Origin of the sequence: Pseudomonas lalucatii, assembly GCF_018398425.1 — a bacterium.
GTDB classification, from domain to species: Bacteria; Pseudomonadota; Gammaproteobacteria; order Pseudomonadales; family Pseudomonadaceae; genus Aquipseudomonas; species Aquipseudomonas lalucatii.
In genome coordinates this window covers 159,850-184,817 of the sequence record NZ_JADPMV010000002.1, presented here as the reverse complement: position 1 = coordinate 184,817, position 24,968 = coordinate 159,850, and the positions used below count along the sequence as shown (strand labels likewise).

General features: G+C 67.0%; 26 protein-coding genes. All 26 read left to right on the top strand.

The genetic code is table 11. The features are described 5' to 3' along the window. Positions 1-75: 75 nt before the first annotated feature. The 26 genes from I0D00_RS14135 to I0D00_RS14010 all read left to right on the top strand — a co-directional run bounded on the left by I0D00_RS14135 (position 76) and on the right by I0D00_RS14010 (position 24,960). On the top strand, positions 76-1,290 hold the full coding sequence (locus I0D00_RS14135; protein ID WP_213640484.1) for a sensor histidine kinase: 1,215 nt from the start codon (positions 76-78) through the stop codon (positions 1,288-1,290). A gap of 5 nt (positions 1,291-1,295) precedes the next feature. Continuing rightward, on the top strand, positions 1,296-2,708 hold the full coding sequence (fleR, locus tag I0D00_RS14130) for a sigma-54-dependent transcriptional regulator (protein WP_213640483.1): 1,413 nt from the start codon (positions 1,296-1,298) through the stop codon (positions 2,706-2,708). A 297-nt stretch (positions 2,709-3,005) separates the two neighbouring features. Next, positions 3,006-3,335, top strand: coding sequence for a flagellar hook-basal body complex protein FliE (gene fliE, locus I0D00_RS14125; protein WP_213640482.1), 330 nt, complete (start codon positions 3,006-3,008; stop codon positions 3,333-3,335). 15 nt (positions 3,336-3,350) lie between these two features. Continuing rightward, positions 3,351-5,147: a flagellar basal-body MS-ring/collar protein FliF gene (fliF, locus tag I0D00_RS14120; RefSeq protein WP_213640481.1), complete on the top strand. Its 1,797-nt coding sequence runs from the start codon at positions 3,351-3,353 to the stop codon at positions 5,145-5,147. Beyond that, complete coding sequence (gene fliG, locus I0D00_RS14115; RefSeq protein WP_213640480.1) at positions 5,140-6,156, top strand: flagellar motor switch protein FliG; 1,017 nt, start codon at positions 5,140-5,142, stop codon at positions 6,154-6,156. Before fliF ends, fliG begins: the two co-directional genes overlap by 8 nt. 3 nt (positions 6,157-6,159) lie before the next feature. Then, positions 6,160-6,960, top strand: a complete 801-nt coding sequence (gene fliH / locus I0D00_RS14110) for a flagellar assembly protein FliH (RefSeq protein ID WP_213640479.1) — start codon at positions 6,160-6,162, stop codon at positions 6,958-6,960. Next, complete coding sequence (fliI, locus tag I0D00_RS14105; RefSeq protein WP_213640478.1) at positions 6,950-8,311, top strand: flagellar protein export ATPase FliI; 1,362 nt, start codon at positions 6,950-6,952, stop codon at positions 8,309-8,311. The genes fliH and fliI overlap by 11 nt, the downstream gene beginning before the upstream one ends. After that, entirely contained in the window at positions 8,312-8,761 is a 450-nt protein-coding gene (gene fliJ / locus I0D00_RS14100; RefSeq protein ID WP_213640477.1) for a flagellar export protein FliJ, read from the top strand. Positions 8,762-8,888: 127 nt separating this feature from the next. Beyond that, positions 8,889-9,194 (top strand): STAS domain-containing protein, encoded by a 306-nt coding sequence (locus I0D00_RS14095; RefSeq protein ID WP_213640476.1) that lies wholly within the window; start codon positions 8,889-8,891, stop codon positions 9,192-9,194. Positions 9,195-9,211: 17 nt separating this feature from the next. Next, on the top strand, positions 9,212-10,909 hold the full coding sequence (locus I0D00_RS14090) for an ATP-binding SpoIIE family protein phosphatase (RefSeq protein WP_213640475.1): 1,698 nt from the start codon (positions 9,212-9,214) through the stop codon (positions 10,907-10,909). Positions 10,910-10,940: 31 nt separating this feature from the next. After that, on the top strand, positions 10,941-11,294 hold the full coding sequence (locus I0D00_RS14085) for an Hpt domain-containing protein (protein WP_213640474.1): 354 nt from the start codon (positions 10,941-10,943) through the stop codon (positions 11,292-11,294). Positions 11,295-11,384: 90 nt separating this feature from the next. Beyond that, positions 11,385-12,647, top strand: coding sequence for a flagellar hook-length control protein FliK (locus I0D00_RS21710; protein WP_213640473.1), 1,263 nt, complete (start codon positions 11,385-11,387; stop codon positions 12,645-12,647). A 321-nt stretch (positions 12,648-12,968) separates the two neighbouring features. Continuing rightward, positions 12,969-13,493, top strand: a complete 525-nt coding sequence (gene fliL, locus I0D00_RS14075; RefSeq protein WP_213640472.1) for a flagellar basal body-associated protein FliL — start codon at positions 12,969-12,971, stop codon at positions 13,491-13,493. A gap of 13 nt (positions 13,494-13,506) precedes the next feature. Beyond that, a complete protein-coding gene (gene fliM, locus I0D00_RS14070) occupies positions 13,507-14,478 on the top strand; it encodes a flagellar motor switch protein FliM (RefSeq protein ID WP_213640471.1) in 972 nt (323 codons plus the stop codon). A 39-nt stretch (positions 14,479-14,517) separates the two neighbouring features. Further along, positions 14,518-14,991 (top strand): flagellar motor switch protein FliN, encoded by a 474-nt coding sequence (gene fliN / locus I0D00_RS14065; RefSeq protein WP_213640470.1) that lies wholly within the window; start codon positions 14,518-14,520, stop codon positions 14,989-14,991. A 2-nt stretch (positions 14,992-14,993) separates the two neighbouring features. Next, a complete protein-coding gene (gene fliO, locus I0D00_RS14060) occupies positions 14,994-15,428 on the top strand; it encodes a flagellar biosynthetic protein FliO (RefSeq protein ID WP_213640469.1) in 435 nt (144 codons plus the stop codon). Continuing rightward, positions 15,425-16,180, top strand: a complete 756-nt coding sequence (fliP, locus tag I0D00_RS14055; RefSeq protein WP_213640468.1) for a flagellar type III secretion system pore protein FliP — start codon at positions 15,425-15,427, stop codon at positions 16,178-16,180. The genes fliO and fliP overlap by 4 nt, the downstream gene beginning before the upstream one ends. 2 nt (positions 16,181-16,182) lie before the next feature. Beyond that, on the top strand, positions 16,183-16,452 hold the full coding sequence (gene fliQ, locus I0D00_RS14050; protein WP_213640467.1) for a flagellar biosynthesis protein FliQ: 270 nt from the start codon (positions 16,183-16,185) through the stop codon (positions 16,450-16,452). A gap of 1 nt (position 16,453) precedes the next feature. Continuing rightward, complete coding sequence (gene fliR / locus I0D00_RS14045) at positions 16,454-17,230, top strand: flagellar biosynthetic protein FliR (protein WP_213640466.1); 777 nt, start codon at positions 16,454-16,456, stop codon at positions 17,228-17,230. A 3-nt stretch (positions 17,231-17,233) separates the two neighbouring features. Further along, the gene (gene flhB, locus I0D00_RS14040; RefSeq protein ID WP_213640465.1) at positions 17,234-18,370 is read left to right on the top strand and encodes a flagellar biosynthesis protein FlhB; all 1,137 of its coding nucleotides are present in this window, start codon (positions 17,234-17,236) and stop codon (positions 18,368-18,370) included. 130 nt (positions 18,371-18,500) lie between these two features. Continuing rightward, positions 18,501-20,624 carry a flagellar biosynthesis protein FlhA gene (gene flhA, locus I0D00_RS14035; protein ID WP_213640464.1) on the top strand — a complete coding sequence of 708 codons (2,124 nt, stop codon included), beginning with the start codon at positions 18,501-18,503 and terminating at the stop codon, positions 20,622-20,624. Between the two features lie 15 nt (positions 20,625-20,639). Next, complete coding sequence (gene flhF / locus I0D00_RS14030; RefSeq protein ID WP_213640463.1) at positions 20,640-21,941, top strand: flagellar biosynthesis GTPase FlhF; 1,302 nt, start codon at positions 20,640-20,642, stop codon at positions 21,939-21,941. 114 nt (positions 21,942-22,055) lie between these two features. After that, a complete protein-coding gene (gene fleN / locus I0D00_RS14025; RefSeq protein WP_213640462.1) occupies positions 22,056-22,886 on the top strand; it encodes a MinD/ParA family protein in 831 nt (276 codons plus the stop codon). Continuing rightward, positions 22,883-23,629, top strand: a complete 747-nt coding sequence (fliA, locus tag I0D00_RS14020; protein ID WP_213640461.1) for an RNA polymerase sigma factor FliA — start codon at positions 22,883-22,885, stop codon at positions 23,627-23,629. Before fleN ends, fliA begins: the two co-directional genes overlap by 4 nt. Positions 23,630-23,777: 148 nt before the next feature. Further along, the gene (locus I0D00_RS14015; protein WP_170862135.1) at positions 23,778-24,152 is read left to right on the top strand and encodes a chemotaxis response regulator CheY; all 375 of its coding nucleotides are present in this window, start codon (positions 23,778-23,780) and stop codon (positions 24,150-24,152) included. A 19-nt stretch (positions 24,153-24,171) separates the two neighbouring features. Then, positions 24,172-24,960, top strand: a complete 789-nt coding sequence (locus I0D00_RS14010; protein ID WP_213640460.1) for a protein phosphatase CheZ — start codon at positions 24,172-24,174, stop codon at positions 24,958-24,960. The last annotated feature ends 8 nt before the right edge of the window (positions 24,961-24,968 follow it).

Sequence of the window (24,968 nt, the reverse complement as noted above, 5' to 3'; positions counted from 1 at the left end):
ATTTTTTAGGCACGGGTATTGCTATCTCTTCTGTCACTGACTGTCTTATGACGGCGCGTGGCACGAGAGAGAACGATGAATCCCAATGCCCAGCTTTCCCCTGATGCCGAATCGGCCCCGGTTGCGCCCGTAGAGCAAGCCGGTCGCGCCAGCCTGGAACAGGCCTTCGCCCTGTTCAACCAGATGTCTAACCAGCTCAGCGAGTCCTACAGCATGCTGGAGGCCCGGGTGACCGAGCTCAAGGGGCAGCTGGCGCTGGTCAGCGCCCAGCGCATGCAGGAACTGGCGGAAAAGGAGCGGCTCGCCCACCGCCTGCAGAGCCTGCTGGACCTGTTGCCCGGCGGGGTGATCGTCATCGATGGCCAGGGCGTGGTGCGCGAAGCCAATCCGGTGGCGCGCAGCCTGCTTGGCCAGCCCCTGGTCGGCATGCTCTGGCGCCAGGTGATCGCCCGCAACTTCGCCCCGCGGGAGGACGATGGCCATGAAATCTCGTTGAAGGATGGTCGGCGCCTGTCGATCGCCACCCGCTCGCTGCACGCCGAGCCCGGGCAGTTGGTGCTGCTCACCGACCTGACGGAAACCCGTCGCCTGCAGGATCAGCTGTCGCGCCACGAACGCCTGTCGGCGCTGGGGCGGATGGTGGCGTCCCTGGCCCACCAGATTCGCACGCCGTTGTCCGCCGCCTTGCTCTACGCCAGTCACCTGGCCGAGCAGGAGTTGCCGGCCGAGCAGCAGCAGCGCTTCGCCGGTCGCCTCAAGGAGCGTCTGCACGAACTCGAGCACCAGGTGCGCGACATGCTGATCTTCGCCCGTGGCGAGTTGCCGCTGCCGGATCGTCTCGCGCCCGGGGCGCTGTTCGATGCCCTGCGCGCGGCAGGCGAGCCCCATGTGCCGGGCATGCGCGTGCGCTGGCAGTGCGATGCTCGCGCCGGCGAGCTGCTGTGCAATCGCGATACCCTGGTCGGCACCGTCCTCAATCTGCTGCAGAACGCTATCCAGGCGGCCGGCCGCGAGGCGCGGCTGAAGGTCCATCTGTACCGCCGCGGCGACACGCTGCGCCTGTGCGTCAGCGACGACGGGCCGGGGATAGAGCCGGCCACCCTGGCGCGCCTGGGCGAGCCCTTCTTCACCACCAAGACCACCGGCACCGGGCTGGGCCTGGCGGTGGTCAAGGCGGTGGCGCGCGCCCATCAGGGCGAGCTGCGCCTGCAGTCGCGCCCCGGTCGGGGCACCTGCGCGCTATTGATTCTGCCGCTGCTCAGCGCGGCGCAACCCTTGATTCAGGAGTGATTACCATGGCTGCCAAAGTTCTGCTGGTCGAAGACGACCGTGCCCTGCGCGAAGCCCTGGCCGACACCCTGGCGCTGGCCGGTCACGACTATTGCGCGGTGGACTGTGCGGAGGCGGCGTTGCTGGCCCTGGAGCAGGAGGCCTTCGGCCTGGTGATCAGCGACGTGAACATGCCGGGCATGGATGGCCACCAGCTGCTCGCCCTGATTCGCCAGCGCCAGCCGCAGCTGCCGGTGCTGTTGATGACCGCCTATGGCGCGGTCGAGCGTGCCGTGGCGGCGATGCGCCAGGGCGCGGCGGATTACCTGGTCAAGCCCTTCGAGCCCAAGGCCCTGCTGGCGCTGGTCGAACGGCATGCCCTCGGTCGCCTCGGTGCGAGCGAGCAGGATGGCCCGGTGGCCCTGGAGCCTGCCAGCCTGCAGTTGCTGGAGCTGGCTGCGCGGGTGGCGCAGAGCGATTCCACGGTGCTGATCAGCGGCGAGTCCGGCACCGGCAAGGAGGTGCTGGCGCGCTATATCCACCAGCAGTCGCCGCGCTCGGCGCAGCCCTTCATCGCCATCAACTGCGCGGCGATTCCCGACAACATGCTCGAGGCCACCCTGTTCGGCCATGAGAGGGGCGCCTTCACCGGCGCCGTCGCCAGTGCACCGGGCAAGTTCGAGCTGGCCGACAAGGGCACCATTCTCCTCGACGAGATCTCCGAGATGCCGCTGGCGCTGCAGGCCAAGCTGCTGCGGGTGCTGCAGGAGCGCGAGGTGGAGCGGGTCGGGGCGCGCAAGCCGATCAGCCTGGACATTCGCGTGCTGGCCACCAGCAACCGCGATCTGGCCGGCGAGGTGGCGGCGGGGCGCTTCCGCGAGGACCTCTACTATCGGCTGTCGGTCTTCCCCCTGGCCTGGCGGCCGCTGCGCGAGCGCCCGGCTGACATCGTGCCGCTGGCCGAGCGGCTGCTGGCCAAGCACGTCAAGAAAATGAATCACTCGCCGATTCGCCTGTCGCCCCAGGCCCAGGCCTGCCTGATGAAGCATGCCTGGCCGGGCAACGTGCGCGAGCTGGACAATGCCATCCAGCGTGCGCTGATCCTCCAGCAGGGCGGCCTGATTCAGCCGCAGGATCTCTGCCTGACCGCGCCGATCGGCTTCGCCCCAGCGGCCCAGCCGCAGTTGGCGGCGGTGCCGGCGGCTGCTCCGAGCGGTGCGGCGCCGGTGGCCGAGGTGCCGGCAGTGGAGGCCGGAGACCTGGGCGAGGACCTGCGTCGCCGCGAGTTCCAGGTGATCATCGACACCCTGCGCTCCGAGCGCGGGCGGCGCAAGGAAGCCGCCGAGCGTCTGGGCATCAGCCCGCGCACCCTGCGCTACAAGCTGGCGCAGATGCGCGATGCCGGGCTGGATGTGGAGGCCTACCTCTACGCCAGCTAGCTAGCCTCGTACTGTGGGTTGGCGGCGCGGTACGCGGGGCGATGAGTTGCTGGCGGTGGTGGCGCGGCGCGCAGCCGGCCAGGCGCGACTGTGTTGCCCCGATGCCGGGTGATGCCGCGGCCCTTGCGGCGCGATCCCGGCCGATTGCCGCGTGGGACTGCCGCCCTGGCCTCTGCCCTCCCGCACCTTCGTTGTGAGTCGCTCGGACGCAGGCCCCGCAGCATTGGCACCCTTGTTGCACATACCTCCGCATAGCGCCGCGCAGCGTCAAAATTCCGCGGCCAGTGGAGGAAGGTTATGAGCCAGGGTGTCGAATTCAATCGCCTGATGTTGGAAATGCGTTCCATGCAAGCCGAGGCCATGGCGCGGCAGAAGCCGGTTGCCAGCGCCCCCGAGCCGGGCGCACCGAGTTTCTCGGAGATGCTCGGCCAGGCGGTGAACAAGGTCAACGAAACCCAGCAGGCCTCCAACCAGCTGGCCACCGCCTTCGAGATGGGCCAGAGCGGTGTCGACCTGACCGATGTGATGATCGCCTCGCAGAAGGCCAGCGTGTCCTTCCAGGCCATGACCCAGGTGCGCAACAAACTGGTCCAGGCGTACCAAGACATCATGCAGATGCCGGTTTAAGGATAGGTTGCGATCATGGCCGATGCCCTTGCCCCAAGCGTACCCGCTACCACCGCTGGCGATGACCCGAAGAAGCCGCTGTTCGGCCTGACCTTCCTGGAGAATCTGTCGGACATGAGCATGCTGCGGCAGATCGGCCTGTTGGTCGGCCTGGCGGCCAGCGTGGCGATCGGCTTCGCCGTGGTGCTCTGGTCGCAGCAACCCGACTACCGTCCGCTGTACGGCAGCCTCAACGGCATGGACGCTTCCCAGGTGGTGGACACCCTGGCCGCCGCCGACATCGCCTATACCGTCGAGCCCAACTCCGGCGCCTTGCTGGTCAAGGCCGAGGACCTGGCGCGGGCACGCATGCGCCTGGCCGCGGCCGGCGTGGCACCCAGCGACAAGAGCGTCGGCTTCGAGATTCTCGACCAGGAGCAGGGCCTGGGCACCAGCCAGTTCATGGAGGCCACCCGCTACCGCCGCGGCCTGGAGGGCGAGCTGGCGCGCACCGTATCCAGTCTCAACAACGTCAAGGGCGCCCGCGTGCACCTGGCGATCCCGAAAAGCTCGGTGTTCGTGCGCGACGAACGCAAACCCAGCGCCTCGGTGTTGGTCGAGCTGTATCCGGGCCGTGCCCTGGAGCCGAGCCAGGTGATGGCCATCGTCAATCTGGTGGCCACCAGCGTGCCGGAACTGGACAAGGGCCAGGTCACCGTGGTCGACCAGAAGGGCAACCTGCTCTCCGACCAGCGCGAGCTGTCCGAGCTGACCATGGCCGGCAAGCAGTTCGACTACAGCCGGCGCCTGGAGAGCCTGTTCACCCAGCGCGTGCACAACATCCTGCAGCCGGTGCTGGGCAGCGGCCGCTACAAGGCCGAGGTCTCGGCGGACGTCGACTTCAGTGCGGTGGAGTCCACCTCGGAGATGTTCAACCCGGATCAGCCGGCCCTGCGCAGCGAGCAGCAGGTCAACGAGCAGCGCAGCAGCGCCCTGGGCCCGCAAGGGGTGCCCGGCGCCCTGAGCAATCAGCCCCCCGGGGCCGCCAATGCCCCGGAAAAGGCCACCGCAGCCGCCGCGCCGGGGGCGATCGCCCCCGGTCAACCGCTGCTGGACGCCAATGGCCAGCAGGTCATGGACCCGGTGACCGGCCAGCCGATGCTGGCACCATTTCCGGCGGACAAGCGTGAGCAGGCCACGCGCAACTTCGAGCTGGACCGCTCGATCAGCTATACCAAGCAGCAGCAGGGCCGCCTGCGGCGCCTGTCGGTGGCGGTGGTGGTGGACGACCAGCTCAAGCTCGACCCGGCCACCGGCGAGGCCAGCCGGGTGCCCTGGAGCAGCGAGGACCTGGCGCGCTTCACCCGCCTGGTGCAGGACTCGGTCGGCTTCGACGCCAGCCGCGGCGACAGCGTCAGCGTGATCAACACGCCGTTCACCGCCGAGCAGGGCGAGGAGATCGTCGAGGCGGCCTTCTACACCCAGCCGTGGTTCTGGGACATCGTCAAGCAGGTGCTCGGCGTGCTGTTCATCCTGGTCCTGGTGTTCGGCGTGCTGCGCCCCGTGCTCAACAACATCACCAGTGCCGGCAAGTCCGGCGCTGGGAGCGGCTCGGGGCGCAACGGCAACGGCGATGTGGAGCTCGGCGAGATGGGCGGCCTGGATGGCGAGCTGTCCGCCGATCGGGTCAGTCTCGGCGGCCCGCAAAGCATCCTCCTGCCCAGCCCGACCGAGGGGTATGATGCGCAGCTGAACGCGATCAAGAGCCTGGTTGCCGAAGACCCCGGCCGTGTCGCCCAGGTCGTGAAGGAATGGATCAACGCCGATGAGTGAAAATCGTACCGCCGCCAAGCTGAACAAGGTCGACAAGGCCGCGATCCTCCTGCTCTCGCTGGGCGAGACCGACGCCGCCCAGGTGCTGCGGCACCTCGGGCCCAAGGAAGTGCAGAAGGTCGGCGTGGCCATGGCCGGCATGCGCAATGTGCACCGCGACCAGGTCGAGCAGGTGATGGGCGAGTTCGTCGACATAGTCGGCGACCAGACCAGCCTGGGCGTGGGCGCCGACGGCTATATCCGCAAGATGCTGACCCAGGCCCTCGGCGAGGACAAGGCCGGCAACCTGATCGACCGCATCCTCCTGGGCGGCAGCACCAGCGGCCTGGACAGCCTGAAGTGGATGGAGCCGCGGGCGGTGGCCGACGTGATCCGCTACGAGCACCCGCAGATCCAGGCCATCGTGGTGGCCTACCTCGACCCGGACCAGGCCGGCGAGGTGCTCAGCCACTTCGATCACAAGGTGCGCCTGGACATCGTCCTGCGCGTGTCCTCGCTCAATACCGTGCAGCCGGCGGCGCTCAAGGAACTCAACCTGATCCTCGAGAAGCAGTTCTCCGGCAGCGCCAATACCACCCGCGCCAGCCTGGGCGGGATCAAGCGCGCGGCCGACATCATGAACTTCCTCGACAGCTCGGTCGAAGGTCAGCTGATGGACTCGATCCGCGAGGTCGACGAAGACCTGTCGTCGCAGATCGAGGACCTGATGTTCGTCTTCGACAACCTCGCCGACGTCGACGACCGCGGCATCCAGGCGCTGCTGCGGGAGGTGTCCTCCGACGTGCTGGTGCTGGCGCTCAAGGGCGCCGACGAGGCGATCAAGGAAAAGGTCTTCAAGAACATGTCCAAGCGCGCCGCGGAACTGTTGCGCGACGACCTGGAGGCCAAGGGGCCGGTGCGGGTCAGCGACGTCGAGGCGGCGCAGAAGGAGATCCTCACCATCGCCCGGCGCATGGCCGAGGCCGGCGAGATAGTGCTGGGCGGCAAGGGCGGCGAGGAGATGGTCTAAACCATGGCGTCCAAGGAAGCGGCCAGCGAGCTGATTCGCGCCAAGGACCTCGGCGTCTTCGACCGCTGGGCGTTGCCCAGCTTCGATGGCGGCGAGGAGGCGAGCGCGCAGCTCGTCGAGGAGCAGGCCGACGCCGATGAGGCGGCCGCGGCCAGCCAGGGCGAGGTCGAGGACGTCGCCCTGGAAGACGTCAAGCCCTTGACGCTCGATGAGCTGGAGGCGATCCGCCAGGAAGCCTACAACGAGGGTTTCGCCACCGGGGAGAAGGACGGTTTCCATGCCGGCCAGCTGAAGGCCAAGCAGGAGGCCGATGCCGCCCTGGCCGCCCGCCTGGCCAGCCTCGAACAGTTGATGCAGCAGTTGTTCGAGCCGATCGCCGAACAGGACCAGCAACTGGAAGTGGCGCTGGTCAATCTGCTCAGCCACATGGCCCGCCAGGTGATCCAGCGCGAGCTGACCTGCGACTCCAGCCAGATTCGCCAGGTCCTGCGCGAGGCCTTGAAGCTGTTGCCGATGGGCGCGGGCAATGTGCGCATCCACCTCAATCCGCAGGATTTCGAGGCGATCAAGGCCCTGCGCGAGCGTCACGAGGAGGACTGGCGGATCCTCGAGGACGACGCCATGCTGCCCGGCGGCTGCCGGGTCGAGTGCGAGCACAGCCGCATCGATGCGAGCATCGAGACGCGTCTGGAACAGGCGCTCAAGCAGCTGTTCGAGCAGCAGCGCGAGCAGGTCACCAACCCGCTGGCGGCCGACCTGCAGATCGACCTGGACGCCGTGCCGGAGCCGACCGATGCGCCTTGAGCGCACCAGCTTCGCCAAGCGCCTGGCCGGCTACCGCGAGGCGGTGCAGCTGCCGGTCCAGCCGGTCGTCGAAGGACGCCTGCTGCGCATGGTCGGCCTGACCCTGGAGGCCGAGGGCCTGCGGGCGGCGCTGGGCAGCCGTTGCCTGGTGATCAACGATGACAGCTACCACCCGGTGCAGGTCGAGGCCGAGGTGATGGGCTTTTCCAACGGCAAGATCTACCTGATGCCGGTCGGTGGCCTGGCCGGCATCGCGCCGGGCGCCCGGGTGGTGCCGCTGCCGGACACCGGACGCCTGCCGATGGGCCGCTCGATGCTCGGGCGGGTGCTCGACGGCACCGGTCGTGCCCTGGACGGCAAGGGCGGAATGAAGGCCGAGGACTGGGTGCCCATGGACGGGCCGACCATCAACCCGCTCAAGCGCCATCCCATCGGCCAGCCGCTGGATGTCGGTATCCGCAGCATCAATGGCCTGCTCACCGTCGGCCGCGGCCAGCGCCTGGGCCTGTTCGCCGGCACCGGCGTGGGCAAGAGCGTGCTGCTCGGCATGATGACGCGCTTCACCGAGGCCGAGATCATAGTGGTCGGGCTGATCGGCGAGCGTGGCCGCGAGGTCAAGGAATTCATCGACGAGATCCTCGGCGAAGAGGGGATCAAGCGTTCGGTGGTGGTCGCCTCGCCGGCCGACGATGCCCCCCTGATGCGCCTGCGGGCGGCGCAGTACTGCACGCGCATCGCCGAGTACTTTCGCGACAAGGGCAAGAACGTCCTGTTGCTGATGGACTCGCTGACCCGCTACGCCCAGGCTCAGCGCGAGATCGCCCTGGCCATCGGCGAGCCCCCGGCGACCAAGGGCTATCCGCCGTCGGTGTTCGCCAAGCTGCCCAAGCTGGTCGAGCGCGCCGGCAATGCCGAGGCCGGCGGCGGTTCGATCACCGCCTTCTACACGGTGCTGTCCGAGGGTGACGACCAGCAGGACCCGATCGCCGACGCCGCGCGCGGCGTGCTCGACGGCCATATCGTGCTGTCGCGCCGTCTGGCCGAGGAGGGGCATTACCCGGCCATCGACATCGAGGCCTCGATCAGCCGGGTGATGCCCCAGGTGGTGGCACCCGAGCACCTGCGCCAGGCGCAGCGTTTCAAGCAGCTGTGGTCGCGCTACCAGCAGAGCCGCGACCTGATCAGCGTCGGCGCCTATGTGCCGGGGGGCGACGCCGACACCGACCTGGCCATCGCCCGTCAGCCGGCGATGGTCGGCTACCTGCGCCAGAGCCTGGGTGAGAGCGAGAATCTCGAGCGCAGCAGCGCCCAGCTGGCGGCGACCTTCAACCCCGCCGCGCCCGGAGGCTAAGTGGCGAACGGTCGTGCCGCGCGCCTGGCGCCGGTGATCGCCATGGCCGAACGCGCCGAGCGCGAGGCGGCCGTGCTGCTGGGGCGCGCCCAGGGCCAGCTGCGTCAGGCGGAGGTCAAGCTGGGCGAACTGGAGCGCTACCGGGGCGACTACCAGCAGCAATGGATCAGTGAAGGTCAGCGAGGGGTTTCCGGGCAGTGGCTGATGAACTATCAGCGCTTTCTGGCGCAACTGGAGAGCGCCATCGGCCAGCAGAGCCAGAGTGTGGCCTGGCACCGCGCCAATCTGGACAAGCTGCGCGATACCTGGCAGCAGCGCTACGCCCGCCTCGAAGGCCTGCGTAAACTGGTGCAGCGCTACCGCGAGGAGGCCCGCCAGATCGAAGACAGGCGCGAGCAGAAGCTGCTCGATGAGCTGGCGCAGCGCCTGTCCGGACGCCCGTCGGGCTGATTGGCAGTTGCCGCTGGCGGTTCTGGGTGCTACATCTTGATCATGCGGAGTGTGTGGAGAGGTTGGCGCTACGCGGATATTCGACGGGACGCGTTATCGACTGTATCGCTGGATAAAGGAGTATTTCATGGCTATCACCTCGCTGCCCTCGCCTGATGGGCAAGAGTTGACCATTGTGATTCAAGGACGTTTCGATTTCGGTGCGCACCAAGAGTTTCGGGATGCCTACGAGCGCACCAACCTCAATCCGGAGCGCTACGTCATCGACCTCAAGGGCACGACCTACCTCGACAGCTCGGCGCTGGGCATGCTGCTGTTGCTGCGCGACCATGCCGGCGGCGAGCATGCCAAGATCCGCTTGCTCAACTGCAATCCGGATGTGCGCAAGATCCTCGCCATTTCCAACTTCGGCCAGCTGTTCCAGATCGCCTGACGCGCGAATCAGTGGCCATGGCTGAATATCTGACCATCCTGATCGCCGAGGACAGCGCGGCCGATCGCCTGTTGCTGTCGGCCATCGTCAGCCGCCAGGGCCACCGTGCCTTGACCGCGAGCAACGGCCTGGAGGCGGTCGAGTTGTTCCAGCGCGAGCATCCGCAGCTGGTGTTGATGGATGCGCTGATGCCGGTGATGGACGGCTTCGAGGCGGCGCGGCGGATCAAGCAGCTGGCCGGCGAGGCGCTGGTGCCGATCATCTTCCTGACGTCCCTGACCGAGGGCGAAGCCCTGGTGCGCTGCCTGGACGCCGGCGGCGACGACTTCCTCGCCAAGCCCTACAACCGGGTGATCCTCGAAGCCAAGATCAAGGCGATGGATCGCCTGCGCCGCCTGCAGGATACGGTGTTACAGCAGCGCGACCTGATCGCCAAGCACAACGACTACCTGCTCAACGAGCAGCGCGTGGCCAAGGCGGTGTTCGACAAGGTGGCCCATTCCGGCTGCCTCGATGCACCGAATATCCGCTATCTGCAGTCGCCCTTCGCACTGTTCAACGGCGACCTGCTGCTGGCGGCCTACAAGCCCTCCGGTGGCATGCATGTGTTGCTCGGCGACTTCACCGGCCACGGCCTGCCGGCGGCGATCGGCGCCATGCCGGTGGCCGAGGTGTTCTATGGCATGACCGCCAAGGGCTACTCCCTGGCCGAAATCCTGCGAGAGATGAACGCCAAGCTCAAACGCATCCTGCCGGTGGGCATGTTCTGCTGCGCCACCATGCTCAGCCTGAGCGCGCAGCGCCGCGAGGTCGAGGTGTGGAGTGGCGGCTTGCCGGACGGCTATCTGCAGCGTGGCGTCGGTGGCGAGCGCATTCCGCTGATGTCCCGGCACTTGCCGCTGGGGATACTCGACACGCCAGCGTTCGACGATGCCTTCGAGGTCTATCCCCTGGAGCTGGGCGACCGGATCTTCCTGCTCTCCGATGGCGTGCTGGAGGCGCGCGGCGCCGATGGCCAGCTGTTCGGCGAGGAGCGCCTGCGCGGCGTGTTCGAAGAGAGCCCTGAGCCGCAGCATATCTTCGCGAATATTCAGCAGGCGCTGGCGCGCTTTCGCGGTGAGCAGGAGGACGACGTCAGTCTGGTCGAGGTCAGCCTGGTCGAGGCCAGCGCCCAGAGCCGTCCGCCCCTGGCGTTCTCCGGCAGCGGGCAGAACAACCCGCTGGACTGGTCGGCGAGCTTCGAGTTCCGCGGCGAAACCCTGCGGCGCTTCAATCCGTTGCCCTTCCTCCTGCAGTTGCTGCTGGAGGTCCAGGGCCTGCGTCCCCAGGGCGGGGCGCTCTACAGCGTGCTCGCCGAGCTCTACTCGAACGCCCTGGAGCATGGCGTGCTGGGCTTGGACTCGGCCTTGAAGCGCGATGCCGAGGGCTTCGCCGAATATTATCGGCAGCGCAGCGCGCGCCTGGCCGATCTCGCCGGCGGTTACGTGCGCTTTCACCTGAACCTGTTTCCCGAGGCGGCCGGCGGGCGGCTGGTCGTGAGGGTCGAGGACAGCGGTCCCGGCTTCGACGGGCAGGCCGTCCTGGACCGGCAGATGGCCCTGGACAGCCTCTGCGGGCGCGGCCTGGCCCTGGTCCGCCAGTTGAGCGAGCGCTGCACCTGGCCGGACGACGGCCGCGGCGTGTGCGTGGAGTTCGCCTGGCGGCTTGAGGCATAATCGCGTTCGTTTTGTTCAGGGAGTGACCGGGATGTCCGATACCCATCTCGACAGCGCGGTACAGGGGGTGCTGCAGGATGTCATGGCGGCGGAGTATCCGGTGCTGCTGGATACGTTCCTGACCGATTCCGAAGAACGCCTGCGCCTGCTGCACGCGGCCGAGCGGGCGGCCGATGCGCAAGCCCTGCGTTTGGCTGCGCACAGTTTCAAGGGCAGTTGCAGCAACATGGGCGCGCCGCTGCTCGCCGAGCTGTGCTGGCGGCTGGAGGAGGCGGCACGGCGCGAGCAGTTGCAGGATGCGGCCGAGCTGATCGAACAGATCGAGCGTGAGTTCGCCATCGTTCGCATCCTGTTCCGGGCCGAGCGCCAGCGTTTCCGCTTCTAGCGTCACCGGGCGACGTGGCGAGCCCGGCCCATAGAGTTGGCCCAGCCTTTGCAGTTACCCCGTCACGACCCATCCAGACGGAGAGTGCCCGTGTCCGTTGCCTCCGATGTACTTCTCAAGCCGGCCGCCGAAGCGAGACCGAAAGCCTCCGCGGCGAAAGCCCCGGTGAAGCCGGCCGAATCCAGCAAGAATGAGCCCTCCAGCTTCTCCCAGGTATATGCCAAGGAGCGCCAGGCCAATGCCCCCGGGCGCAGCGATGCCACCGGTAAGCCCGCTCGCGCGAGCGAGTCCGAAGCGGGTGAGACGCAGGATGCGCAAGCCGCCGGCAACGCCGAACAGCCGCCACTTGCCGAAAGCGGCAAACCTTTGCCGAGCGATCCAGCGCCGCAGGATGCCGCCCTCGATCCGTTGCTGCTGATGGGCCTGAGCGGGCCACAGTCGACGTCGGTGGAAACTGCCGCTCCGGACCTGGAGGGCGGCGAGTCGATTGCGCTACCCACCGCCGTTCTGCGTGGCTCGGGACCGGCGAGCCTGACCGAGGCGAGTCTCGACCCCGAGCTGGAGGCGTTGAACCAGGTGCCGGCGGTGCAGATGGCCCTGGACCTGGGTGCCAAAGCCCAGGCTGCAGCGGCTGGGCAGGGTGTTGCGGGCGCCACCGCACTGACGTCGCTTAACAGCGGGCAGGGCTTCGCCAGTGCGATGGCCGCCATGGGCGCCCAGCGCTCGCTGGAGGAGGGCACGACGCTGGCCGAGACGCCCCTGCTCGAATTGAGCGCCGAGGCCCTGGAAAGCCTCAAGGAAGGCTCCGCCGACAACCGTCCGGAAAACTTCGTCGGCAAGCTCAGCGCGCTGAGCCAGGCCATCGGCCAGCAGGCCGCGCAGGCGCCGCGGGCCGCCCTGGTGCCGGGCCAGCCGGTGGCGCTGCAGCAGGGGGGGTGGAGCGAGGCGGTGGTCGATCGGGTCATGTGGTTGTCCAGCCAGAACCTCAAGTCCGCCGAGATTCAGCTCGATCCCGCCGAACTGGGCCGCCTGGAGGTGCGCATCAACATGAGTCAGGAGCAGACCCAGGTCACCTTCGCCAGCCCCAATGCCGGCGTGCGCGAGGCCCTGGAAGGGCAGATGCACCGCCTGCGTGAATTGTTCTCCCAGCAGGGCATGAACCTGCTCGACGTCAATGTCTCCGATCAGTCGTTGAGCCGCGGCTGGCAGGGGCAGGAGGGCGACGGCAGGGGCGCTGGCGGCGGTCGTGAGGCGGCCCCCGGCGGTGCCGACGAGGAGTTCGCCGCCAGCGTGGTCGAGCAGCCTGTCAGGGCTTCGGACGGCGTTCGTGGCCTGGTCGACTATTACGCTTAATCGATGGCGTCCTGCATGGCGCTGGTGTCCTGACGGCTCGATAAGGGCCGGCTCGGCCCTGTAGTCTGTCGCCGCGCTGATCTACACTGCCCCCCGCCCGACGCCCGCAAGGGGGCCGGGCGATAGTGTTTGGACGTGACAACGCCGCAGGGGGCTGATATATCCGCTGCCCGGCTTCACTCCGCGAGTGGCCTGCCGGGCTGCGGTCGTCTGCGCCAGCCGCGGCCGACGCGACAGGACGGCCTGTCGACGAGCTGGCATAACACTTGCTCCCAACCTCTCAACAGCGGCTAGAACACCGCTCAGTGACGGATTATTGGCATGGCTAAGAAAGACGCGCCGCAAGACTCGGCCGGGGCCGAGGCGAAGCCGGCGGGCAAGCTGAAACTCATCATCCTGATCGCCGTGGCGCTGCTGCTGGCGGTGGGCCTGTCGGTGGGCGGGACCTGGTTCCTGCTCAGCAAGGATGCCGCCGGCACCGAGGTCGACGCGCAGGCGCCGGCCGAGGCCGGCGTGCCGGACAAACTGCCGGCGATCTATGAAGAGCTGGCGCCGGCTTTCGTGGTCAATTTCGACTACAAGGGGCGGCCACGCTACATGCAGGTCAGCGTCGCCCTGATGGCGCGCGACAGCGCGGCGCTGGAGGCGCTCAAGGTGCACATGCCGGTGTTGCGCAACCGTCTGGTGATGCTGTTCTCCAGTCAGGATTTCGAAGCCCTGACCACCCCGGTGGGCATGGAGATGCTGCGTCAGCAGGCTACCAGCAGCGTGCAGGAGCTGGCGCAGAAGGAGACGGGCAAGCTGGCCGTCGAGCAAGTGTTGTTCACCAACCTCGTGTTGCAGTAGCCGGGAGTCGGACATGGCCGTGCAAGACCTGCTCTCCCAGGACGAGATCGATGCGCTGCTGCATGGCGTCGACGACGGCCTGGTCGAGACCGAGGACGCCGCCGAGCCGGGCAGCGTCAAGCAGTATGACCTGACCAGCCAGGACCGCATCGTCCGCGGGCGCATGCCGACCCTGGAGATGATCAACGAGCGTTTCGCCCGCTACACCCGCATCAGCATGTTCAACCTGCTGCGCCGTTCGGCGGACGTGGCGGTCGGCGGCGTACAGGTGATGAAGTTCGGCGAGTACGTGCATTCGCTGTACGTGCCGACCAGTCTCAACCTGGTGAAGATGAAGCCGCTGCGCGGCACCGGGCTGTTCATCCTCGACGCCAAGCTGGTGTTCAAGCTGGTGGACAACTTCTTCGGCGGCGACGGCCGTCACGCCAAGATCGAGGGCCGCGAGTTCACCCCCACCGAATTGCGGGTGGTGCGCATGGTGCTGGATCAGGCCTTCGTCGACCTGAAGGAGGCCTGGCACGCGGTGATGGACATCAACTTCGAGTACGTCAACTCGGAGGTGAACCCGGCGCTGGCCAATATCGTCAGCCCCAGCGAAGTCATAGTGGTGTCGACCTTCCATATCGAGCTGGATGGCGGCGGCGGCGACCTGCACGTGACCATGCCCTATTCGATGATCGAGCCGATCCGCGAGATGCTCGACGCCGGCTTCCAGTCCGATGTCGACGACCAGGACGAGCGCTGGATCAAGTCCCTGCGCGAGGACATCCTCGACGTCAGCGTGCCCCTGGGCGCCACCGTGGCGCGGCGCCAGTTGAAGCTGCGCGACATCCTGCACATGCAGCCGGGCGACGTGATTCCGGTGGACATTCCCGACAACGTGATCATGCGTGCCAATGGGGTGCCGGCCTTCAAGGTCAAGCTCGGCGCGCACAAGGGCAACCTGGCCTTGCAGGTGCTGGAGCCGATCGAACGGCAGCGCTAGACCCCGTCAAACCTGTTACATGCCAGCCGAGGACAGACTATGGCAGACGAAAACGAAACGACCTCCCCGGAGGAGCAGGCGCTGGCCGATGAGTGGGCGGCCGCGCTGTCCGAGTCCGGCGACGCCGCCGGCCAGGACGATATCGATGCGATGCTCGCCGCCGGCGGCGCCAGCAGCGCGCCGGCGGCGCCGCGCGCGCCCATGGAGGAATTCGGCAGCGGCCCCAAGGGTAATCAGCCGGTCAATCTGGATGGGCCGAACCTGGATGTGATCCTGGACATTCCGGTGTCGATCTCCATGGAGGTCGGCAACACCGACATCACCATTCGCAACCTGCTGCAGCTCAACCAGGGCTCGGTGATCGAGCTGGACCGCCTGGCCGGCGAACCGCTGGACGTGCTGGTCAACGGCACCCTGATCGCCCATGGCGAAGTGGTGGTGGTCAACGAGAAGTTCGGCATCCGCCTGACGGACGTGATCAGCCCGAGCGAACGCATCAAGAAGCTGCGCTAGGCATGTGCAGGGTTATTGGCGTTTTTGGCGCACTGCCGCTGACGGCCCTGGCCGCCGAGCCGGCGGCGCAGGCCGCGAGCCCCTTGGCCGACGGCGGCATGGCCGGGCAACTGGTGCAGCTGCTGCTCGGCCTGTTGCTGGTGATCGGCCTGATCTTCCTGCTCGCCTGGCTGATGCGCCGGCTCCAGCAGGTCGGCCCGCGCGGCGGCCAGGTGATCAGGGTCCTCGCCAGCCAGGCCCTCGGCCCGCGCGATCGCCTGGTGCTGGTGCAGGTCGGCCAGGAGCAGATCCTCCTCGGCCTGACCCCCGGGCGCATCACCCCGCTGCATGTCATGGCCGAGCCGGTGCATCTGCCGGACGGCCAGCCGGCCTCGACGGAGTTCGCCCAGCGCCTGATGGAGCTGCTGGGCAAGGACCAGAAGGACAAGTCTCGATGAGCGCCATGCGCCCGCTCCTGGCCCTGCTGCTGGCGCTGGCCGCGCCCCTGGCCCTGGGCGCCGAGAATCCGCTGTCGATCCCGGCGATCACCCTGAGCACCGACCCCCAGGGCCAGCAGGAGTACTCGGTCAGCCTGCAGATCCTGCTGATCATGACGGCGCTGAGCTTCATCCCGGCCTTCGTCATGCTGATGACCAGCTTCACCCGCATCATCATCGTGTTCTCCATCCTGCGCCAGGCCCTGGGCCTGCAGCAGACCCCGTCGAACCAGATCCTGGTCGGCCTGGCGCTGTTCCTCACGCTGTTCATCATGGCCCCGGTGTTCGAGCGGATTAACCAGGACGCCCTGCAGCCCTACCTCAACGAGCAGCTGCCGGCGCAGGAGGCGCTGGCCAAGGCCGAAGTGCCGATCAGGGACTTCATGCTGGCGCAGACCCGCGAGAGCGATCTGGAGCTGTTCATCCGCCTGTCCAAGCGCACCGACATCGCCAGTGCGGAGCAGACGCCGCTGACCATCCTGATCCCGGCGTTCGTCACCTCGGAGCTGAAGACCGCGTTCCAGATCGGCTTCATGATCTTCATCCCTTTCCTGGTGATCGACCTGGTGGTGTCCAGCATCCTCATGGCCATGGGCATGATGATGCTCTCGCCGCTGATCATCTCGCTGCCGTTCAAGATCATGCTGTTCGTCCTGATCGATGGCTGGGCGCTGATCATGGGCACCCTCGCGGCCAGCTTCGGAGCGACCTGAGCATGACCCCCGAGATCGCCGTCGACCTGTTTCGTGAGGCGCTGTGGCTGACCGCCATGATAGTGGCGGTCATCGTCGTGCCCAGCCTGCTGGTGGGCCTGATGGTGGCGATGTTCCAGGCCGCCACGCAGATCAACGAACAGACCCTGAGCTTCCTGCCGCGCCTGCTGGTGATCCTGCTCACCCTGATCTTCGCCGGGCCCTGGCTGGCCCGCGAGCTGATGGAGTACACGCAGATGCTGATCATGAACATTCCCATGCTGATCGGCTGAGATGGTCGAGCTGAGCGCCGCACAGATCGGCGGCTGGGTCAGTACCTTCCTGCTGCCGCTGTTCCGCATCGCCGCGCTGCTGATGAGCATGCCGATCATCGGCACCCAGCTGGTGCCGATGCGGGTGCGCCTGTACCTGGCCCTGGCCATCTGCCTGCTGCTGGCGCCGACCCTGCCGGCCATGCCGGCGGTCGATGCGCTGAGCCTGCGCAGCCTGCTGTTGATCGCCCAGGAGGTGCTGATCGGGGTGATGCTCGGCTTCAGCCTGCAGCTGTTCTTCCACGCCTTCCTGGTCGCCGGGCAGATCGTCTCGATGCAGATGGGCCTGGGCTTCGCCTCCATGGTCGACCCGACCAACGGGGTGTCGGTGCCGGTGGTCGGCCAGTTCTTCCTGATGCTGGTGACCCTGCTGTTCCTCGCCATGAACGGCCATCTGGTGGTGTTCGAGGTGCTGGCCGAGAGCTTCGTCACCCTGCCGGTGGGCGAGGGGCTGTTGACCGACCATTACTGGAGCCTGGCGACCAAGCTCGGCTGGGTGCTCGGCGCGGCGCTGATGCTGGTGTTGCCGGCGATCACCGCGCTGCTGGTGGTCAACCTGGCGTTCGGCGTGATGACCCGTGCGGCGCCGCAGCTGAACATCTTCTCCATCGGTTTTCCGTTGACCCTGGTGCTCGGCCTGGCGATCGTCTGGATCGGCATGGCCGACATCCTCGCCCAGTACCAGGTGTTCGTCGGCGAGGCCCTGCAGTTGCTGCGCGAACTGGCGCGGGCGAGGTAGACCATGGCCGAGTCCGAGAGCGGCGCCGAAAAAAGCGAGGAACCCACGGAGAAACGCCTGCGCGAGTCCCGTGAGAAAGGCCAGATCGCCCGTTCCCGCGAGCTCAACACCCTGGCGGTGATGCTGGCCGGGGCGGGTGGCCTGCTGGCCAGCGGCGGCGGCCTGGCGAACGCCCTGCTGGAGGTGATGCGCGGTAACTTCTCGCTGCCGCGCGAGGTGCTGTTCGACGAGCGCAACATGGTCATCTGGCTGCTGGCCTCCGCCGAACTGGCCATGGAGGCGCTGCTGCCGCTGTTCCTGGCCCTGCTGATCGCCTCGATCGTCGGTCCCATCGCCCTCGGCGGCTGGCTGTTCTCGGCCAAGGCGATGGCGCCCAAGCTGAGCCGGATGAACCCCCTGGCCGGGCTCAAGCGCATGTTTTCGGCCAAGGCGCTGGTCGAACTGCTCAAGGCCCTGGCGAAATTCATGGTGATCCTGCTGGTGGCCCTGGCGGTGCTCTCCGCCGATCGCGACGACCTGCTGGCGATGGCCCACGAGCCGCTGGAGACGGCGATCCTGCATGCGGCCCAGGTGGTGGGCTGGAGCGCCTTGTGGATGGCCTGCGGGATCATCCTGATCGCCGCGGTGGATGTGCCCTTCCAGCTCTGGGACAACAAGCAGAAGCTGATGATGACCAAGCAGGAGGTGCGCGACGAGTACAAGGACAGCGAGGGCAAGCCCGAGGTCAAGTCGCGCATCCGCCAGCTGCAGCGCGAGATGGCCGAGCGGCGCATGATGCAGGCGGTGCCCCAGGCCGACGTGGTGATCACCAACCCGACCCACTTCGCCGTGGCCCTGAAGTACGACCCGGCCAAGGGCAGCGCCCCGGTGCTGCTGGCCAAGGGCGGCGACTTCACCGCCCTGAAGATCCGCGAGATCGCCCAGGAGCATCGGGTCATGCTGCTGGAGTCGCCGGCGCTGGCGCGGGCGGTGTTCTATTCCACCGAGCTGGACCAGGAAATACCCGCGGGGCTGTACCTGGCGGTGGCCCAGGTGCTGGCCTACGTCTACCAGCTGCGTCAGTACCAGGCCGGCAAGGGCAAGCGCCCGGGACCGCTGCCGGACCTGCCGATCCCGCCGGACCTGCGCCGCGACGAGTAGCCGCCTGCCGTGGCGCCGCCGCGGCGCGCGAGGTGACCCTTCTGCAAAGTTGGACGGCTTCTTGCAAACCCCCTGTCCAGAGGCGCGCTCGGCGTCAAAAGATTGAATCGGCTGGGGTAGGGAAGTGGCTGTGGATCGCTCGCAAATGATCGGCAATGTGCGGAGCAACCTGTCGGGATTGCGCCAGGGCAACCTGGGCATCCCGCTGTTGCTGCTGGTCATGCTCGGCATGGTCATGCTGCCGATTCCGGCGTTTCTCCTGGATGTGCTGTTCACCTTCAGCATCGCCCTGTCGATCGTGGTGCTGCTGGTCGGCATCTACGCCCTGCGACCCCTGGACTTCGCGGTATTCCCGACCATCCTGCTGGCGGCGACCCTGCTGCGCCTGGGGCTCAACGTCGCCTCCACCCGGGTGGTGCTGCTCCACGGCCACGAGGGCCATGCCGCCGCCGGCCAGGTGATCCAGGCCTTCGGCGAGGTGGTGATCGGCGGCAACTACGTGGTCGGTATCGTGGTGTTCGCCATCCTCATGATCATCAACTTCGTGGTGGTCACCAAGGGCGCCGGGCGCATCTCCGAGGTCAGCGCGCGCTTCACCCTGGACGCCATGCCGGGCAAGCAGATGGCCATCGACGCCGACCTCAACGCCGGCCTGATCGACCAGACGGACGCCAAGAAGCGTCGCGCCGAGGTGTCCCAGGAGGCGGACTTCTACGGCTCGATGGACGGTGCCAGCAAGTTCGTCCGTGGCGATGCCATCGCCGGCCTGCTGATTCTGTTCATCAACCTGATCGGCGGCATCGCCATCGGCATGTTCCAGCATGGCCTGAGTTTCTCCGATGCCGGCAAGGTCTACACCCTGCTGACCATCGGCGACGGCCTGGTGGCGCAGATTCCCTCGCTGCTGCTGTCCACCGCCGCGGCGGTGATGGTGACCCGGGTCTCCAGTTCCGAGGACATGGGCGCCCAGGTCAACCGGCAGATGTTCGCCTCGCCGCGGGCCCTGGCGGTGGCGGCGGCGATCATGATCGCCATGGGCCTGGTGCCCGGCATGCCGCACTTCTCCTTCATCAGCCTCGGCCTGGTGGCCGCCGGCGCCGCCTACTGGATCGCCAACAAGCAGCGCCAGGGCAAGGAGGCGGAAATCAAGGAGGTGCAGCGCCAGCAGGAGCTGCTGCCGGCGCAGAAGGCCCAGGAGGTCAAGGAGCTGGGCTGGGACGATGTCACCCCGGTGGACATGGTCGGCCTGGAGGTCGGCTACCGGCTGATCCCGCTGGTCGACCGCAACCAGGGCGGGCAGCTGCTCGCGCGGATCAAGGGGGTGCGCAAGAAGCTGTCCCAGGAGATGGGCTTCCTGATGCCCTCGGTGCATATCCGCGACAACCTCGACCTGCTGCCCAACGCCTACCGCCTGACGCTCATGGGGGTCAGCGTGGCCGAGGCCGAGGTCTACCCCGATCGCGAACTGGCGATCAACCCGGGCCAGGTGTTCGGCACCCTCAACGGGATGGCCGCCAAGGATCCGGCGTTCGGCCTGGAGGCGGTGTGGATCGACGCCAGCCAGCGTGACCAGGCGCAGTCCCTCGGCTACACGGTGGTGGATGCCAGCACCGTGGTCGCCACCCATCTCAACCAGGTGCTGCACAAGCACGCCCACGAGCTGCTCGGTCACGAGGAGGTCCAGCAGCTGCTGCAGCTGCTGGCCAAGAGCTCGCCGAAGCTGGCCGAGGAGCTGGTGCCGGGGCTGGTGTCGCTGTCGACCCTGCTCAAGGTGCTGCAGGCGCTGCTGCAGGAGCAGGTGCCGGTGCGCGACATCCGCACCATCGCCGAGGCCCTCGCCAACGTCGCGGGCAAGAGTCAAGATCCCGCCGCCATGCTGGCGGCGGTGCGCGTGGCGCTGGCCCGCGCCATCGTGCAAAGCATCGTGGGACTAGAGCCGGAGCTGCCTGTGATCACCCTCGAACCAAGGTTGGAACAGATATTGCTCAGTAGTCTGCAGAAGGCCGGGCAGGGCTCCGAGGATGGCATCCTCCTGGAGCCGGGCATGGCCGAGAAGCTGCAGCGCTCCCTGGTGGAGGCGGCGCAGCGCCAGGAAATGCTCGGCAAGCCGGTGATTCTGCTGGTGGCCGGGCCGATCCGGGCGATGCTCGCGCGGTTTGCGCGGCTGGCGGTGGCGAGCATGCATGTGCTGGCCTACCAGGAAATTCCGGACAACAAGCAGGTCACCATCGTCGCGACGGTGGGGCAGAACTAACCGAGGTTACAGGCCATGCAGGTCAAACGCTTTTTCGCCGCCGATATGCGTCAAGCCATGAAGCTGGTCCGCGATGAGCTGGGCGCGGATGCCTCGATCATCGGCAATCGCCGGGTGGCGGGCGGGGTCGAGCTGACCGCCGCGCTGGACTACCAGGTGCCTGCCGCGCCGGCCCGTCAGCCGAATCCGGCACTGGAAGCCGAACTGCGCAAGACCCAGTCGCGCATCGCCTCGGCTCAGGCCGAACTGACCACCCGGGCGCAAGCCGACGAGGGCAAGGATCGCCAACTGTTTGGCGCGCAGCCGAACATGCCCGCCGACAGCCTGGCCGCGGTCCTGGCCAAGCCCCAGGCGCCGCGCCAGGCGAGCAGCGATAACCAGGCCCTCGATGCCATGCGCTCCGAGTTGCACGGCCTGCGCGAACTGATCGAGGTCCAGCTCGGCTCTATCGCCTGGGGCCAGATGCAGAGCCGCCGGCCGCAGCAGGCCAACCTCTGGCGTCGCCTGCAGCGCATGGGCCTGCCTGCCGAGCTGGCGCGGGTGCTGCTCGAGCGCGTGGCCAATGTCGCCGAGCCGCGCCAGGCCTGGCGCATGCTGCTGGCGCACCTGGCCCATGCGATCCAGACGCCGAAGCAGGAGCCGCTGGAGGAGGGTGGGGTGATCGCCCTGGTCGGCCCCGCCGGCATGGGCAAGACCACCACCCTGGCCAAGCTGGCGGCGCGCTACGTGCTCAAGTACGGCGCCCAGGGCATCGCCCTGGTCAGCCTGGACAGCTATCGCATCGGCGCCCAGGAGCAGGTCAAGACCCTCGGCCGTATCCTCGGCGTGCCGGTGACCCTGGTCGATCCCGGGCAGTCCTTGACCCAGGCCCTGGCGCCCCTGGCGAAGAAACGCGTGGTGCTGATCGACACGGCCGGCCTGCCGGCCAACGACCCGGCCCTGCGCATGCAACTGGAAGCCCTGGCCAGCCGCGGCATCAAGTCCAGAAACTACCTGGTCATGGCCGCTACCAGCCAGAGCCAGGTGCTCAAGGCCGCCTACCATAGCTACAGGCGTTGCGGCCTGAGCGGCTGCATTCTGACCAAGCTGGACGAGGCCGCCAGCCTGGGCGAGGTCATGGGGCTGGCTATCGGCCAGCGCCTGCCGGTAGCCTATGTGGCCGATGGCCCGCGCATTCCGGATGACCTGCAGGTGCCGCGCAGCCATCAGCTGGTGAGCCGGGCCGTGGGCCTGCAGGCCGCGGAAGACCCCAGCGAGGAAACGATGGCCGAGCTGTTCGCCGGCCTCTATCAGCAGCCGGCGCGTCGCGCCGGTTGATGAGGCGGCGGTGATGACTCAGTGGCATGGGGTGCCGGTTGGCCTCGTGTCGGACAGGCGGGGTACGCTTAGCCAAGTGGCTCCAGTCGACGTTAGACAAGGTGTGTAGATAACATGGGTATGCATCCCGTACAGGTGATCGCGGTGACCGGCGGCAAGGGTGGCGTCGGCAAGACCAATGTGTCGGTGAATCTGGCCCTGGCCCTGGCCGATGTCGGCCGGCGGGTCATGTTGATGGACGCCGACCTGGGGCTGGCCAACATCGACGTCCTGCTCGGCCTGACCGCCAAGCGCACCCTGGCCGATGTGGTCAGCGGCGAGTGCGACCTGCGCGATGTGATCCTGCAGGGGCCCGGCGGCATCCGCATCGTCCCGGCCGCCTCGGGCACGCAGAGCATGGTGCAGCTCTCGCCCATGCAGCATGCCGGCCTGATCCAGGCCTTCAGCGACATCAGCGAGAACCTCGACGTGCTGATCATTGACACGGCCGCCGGCATCGGCGACTCGGTGGTCAGTTTCGTGCGCGCCGCCCAGGAGGTGCTGGTGGTGGTCTGCGACGAGCCGACCTCGATCACCGATGCCTATGCGCTGATCAAGCTGCTCAACCGCGACTACGGCATGAGCCGTTTCCGCGTGCTGGCCAATATGGCCCACAGTCCGCAGGAAGGACGCAATCTCTTTGCCAAACTGACCAAGGTCACCGATCGCTTCCTCGACGTCGCGCTGCAGTATGTCGGCGCGGTGCCCTACGACGAGTCGGTGCGCAAGGCCGTGCAGAAGCAGCGTGCGGTCTATGAAGCATTTCCGCGCTCCAAGTGCGCGCTGGCGTTCAAGGCGATCGCGCAGAAGGTCGATGCCTGGCCGTTGCCGGCCAACCCGCGCGGTCACCTGGAGTTCTTCGTCGAGCGCCTGGTGCAGCAACCGACCGCGGACTCGGCGGTATGACAGCAGCCTCTGGACTTCGTATGTATAGCAAGGCGCAAGGGCAGGATTCCCAGTATCAGCTGATCGAGCGCTATGCCCCCCTGGTCAAGCGCATCGCCTACCACCTGCTGGCGCGCCTGCCGGCCAGCGTGCAGGTGGACGACCTGATCCAGGCCGGCATGATCGGCTTGCTCGAAGCCTCGAAGAAATACGACTCCAGCAAGGGTGCCAGCTTCGAGACCTTTGCCGGCATCCGCATTCGCGGCGCCATGCTCGACGAGGTGCGCAAGGGCGACTGGGCGCCGCGCTCGGTACACCGCAACAGCCGCATGGTCAGCGATGCGATCCGGGCAATTGAGGCCAGAACCGGTCGTGACGCTAAAGATCACGAGGTCGCGGCCGAACTCCAATTGAGTCTCGAAGATTACTACGGCATTCTTGGCGACACTTTGGGCAGCCGCCTGTTCAGCTTCGACGACCTGCTGCAGGACGGCGAGCACGGCGGGCTGAGCGAAGACGCCAATGCCACTCAGCAGGAACCTTCTCGTGATCTTGAGGATGAGCGCTTCCAGGCGGCGCTGGCCGATGCCATCGCCAACCTGCCGGAGCGTGAGCGGCTGGTGTTGGCGCTGTATTACGACGAAGAGCTGAATCTCAAGGAGATCGGCGAGGTGCTGGGGGTCAGCGAGTCGCGGGTCAGCCAGATTCACAGCCAGTGCGCCGCCCGACTGCGTGCGCGCCTGAGCGAGTGGCGTGCGCGCTGACGCGCTGGGTAGTTGAGAGGCGGGTTGCTGGGAAGCGCGGCGCAATGCAGTGGTTTTACGGCGGCCAGTCAGGCCGGTTTCACGATTAAGGGCGTAGCCAGGGGCTGGCTGCGTTTGGGACTGTACGGAGGTCGACTTGGACAAGAACATGAAAATCCTCATCGTTGATGACTTTTCAACGATGCGACGGATCATCAAGAACCTCCTGCGTGATCTGGGGTTCACCAATACCGCGGAGGCGGACGACGGCACCACCGCGCTGCCGATGCTGCACAGCGGCAGCTTCGACTTTCTGGTGACCGACTGGAACATGCCGGGCATGACCGGCATCGACCTGCTGCGCGCGGTGCGTGCGGACGAGCGCCTCAAGCACCTGCCGGTGCTGATGGTGACCGCCGAGGCCAAGCGTGACCAGATCATCGAGGCCGCCCAGGCCGGGGTGAACGGTTACGTGGTCAAGCCGTTCACGGCCCAGGTGCTGAAAGAAAAGATCGAGAAGATTTTCGAGCGGGTCAACGGCTGATGTCTGCCGCGAGGGTGCTATGGAACACGAAGATTCCCCGCAGGACGACCTCGAGTCGACCCTGAAGTTAAACGCGCGCCAGTTGGTCGACAGCCTGGATCAGGGCAACTTTGGCGAAGCGGTGCAGCTGATCAACGAACTCAACAAGACCCGCGACCGTGGCCTGTACCACGAAGTCGGCAAGCTGACGCGCGAGTTGCACAACGCCATCGTCAACTTCCAGCTCGACCCGCGGGTGCCGCATGCCCAGGAAGTCTCGCAGATCACCGATGCCACCGAACGCCTGAACTATGTGGTGACGATGACCGAGAAGGCGGCAAACCGGACCATGGACCTGGTCGAGCAGAGCGCGCCGCTGGTCAACGACCTGGGTAGCGAGGCGCAGAGCCTGAGTGCCGACTGGGGACGCTTCATGCGCCGGGAGATGGGCGCCGACGGCTTCCGCGAGCTGGCCAAGCGCATCGAGCTGTTCCTCGCCCGCAGCGAGCGCGATGGCGCCAAGCTGTCCGCGAACCTCAACGACATCCTGCTCGCCCAGGACTATCAGGACCTGACCGGCCAGGTGATCAAGCGTGTCACCCAGCTGGTCACCGAGGTGGAGAACAACCTGCTCAAGCTGGTGCTGATGGCCAGTCAGGTCGACCAGTTCGCCGGTATCCAGCACGACCACCAGGCGCTACGTGCCGAGCAGGTCAAACAAAAAGAGCCTTCCCATGGTGAAGGTCCGCAGATTAATGCCGATAAGCGTGAAGACGTCGCCTCCAGCCAGGATGATGTCGACGATCTGCTATCCAGCCTAGGTTTTTAGGAGCACGT